The organism is Roseateles sp. P5_E1 (assembly GCF_054049335.1).
Window position 1 is genome coordinate 1 of sequence record NZ_JBFUMN010000155.1, and the last position, 859, is coordinate 859.

At 67.6% G+C, this 859-nt stretch carries 2 protein-coding genes; both read right to left on the minus strand.

Translation table 11 applies throughout. From position 1 onward, the window contains the following. The coding region (locus ACXJKJ_RS30290) for a hypothetical protein (protein ID WP_457395092.1) at positions 1-313 on the minus strand (313 nt) is incomplete at its 3' end. A gap of 156 nt (positions 314-469) precedes the next feature. Further along, positions 470-859, minus strand: a 390-nt coding sequence (locus tag ACXJKJ_RS30295; RefSeq protein WP_457395095.1) for an autotransporter outer membrane beta-barrel domain-containing protein, incomplete at its 5' end; no start/stop codon positions are given.

An 859-nucleotide genomic window follows, 5' to 3' on the forward strand; every position in this document is an offset into this window, starting at 1 on the left:
GGGTGCCACCGGTGAGCGTCACCGTGCCGTCGCTTTCGGCGCGCAGGCCGGCGGTGTTGCTGCCCGTGGCGCTGATGGTCACCGGGCCGTCGGCACGGATGCTGCCAGCGTTGAGCGCATGGAAGACGTAGCCTGCCGCCGCATCGTCGGTAGTCGCATAGGCGCCCGGCGCGGCCACTTGCTGGGTGCCGTCGGCGATGATCGGACCGGCGCTCTGGGCCCAGGCGGCCGAGGCGCTGCACGCCAGCGACGCGGAAATGGCAAGAGCGAGCAGGTGCAGGCGCTGTGGGGCGCGTGAAACGGCAGAAGTCATCGGAGGGCCATCAGTGCAGGAGGCCGCGACTGTAGGGGGATGCCTACGAGCGATATATGCAATTAATTGCAAATGCGGCTAACGCTAGCTGGCGCCTATTTGCGACACACCTTGTCGCGTCCCGCCCCCCATCGGTCCCTGTTGCGCCCGGCGCGGCTACCACGTGGACCGGAGGCCCATCTGCACCGAAACGCTGCGATAGGCACCGTCGCCGCGTTGCACGCCCAGATCGCCCCACGCCGACCAGCGCATGCCCAGCTGCAGCATCGCGCCACCGCGTAGCTCGTAACGGTTTTTCGGCACCGCACCGTCGATCCGGGTGTGGTCCATCCAGATGCTGTTGCTGCCTGACGCGCGCAGCCAATGCGCCGAAACGAAGGGCTGTACGACGTGATCCACGCTGCGAACATCGCCCGTCATCCGCAGGCCCAGGCGCGAGGACACCTCGCCGCCGGCGCCCGGGGCCACCTGGGTGTCGTTGTGTTCGACAAGGTCATCGGCACGGTAGTCGGTATAGGTCATCTGCAGCTGCGGCTGCACCAGCAG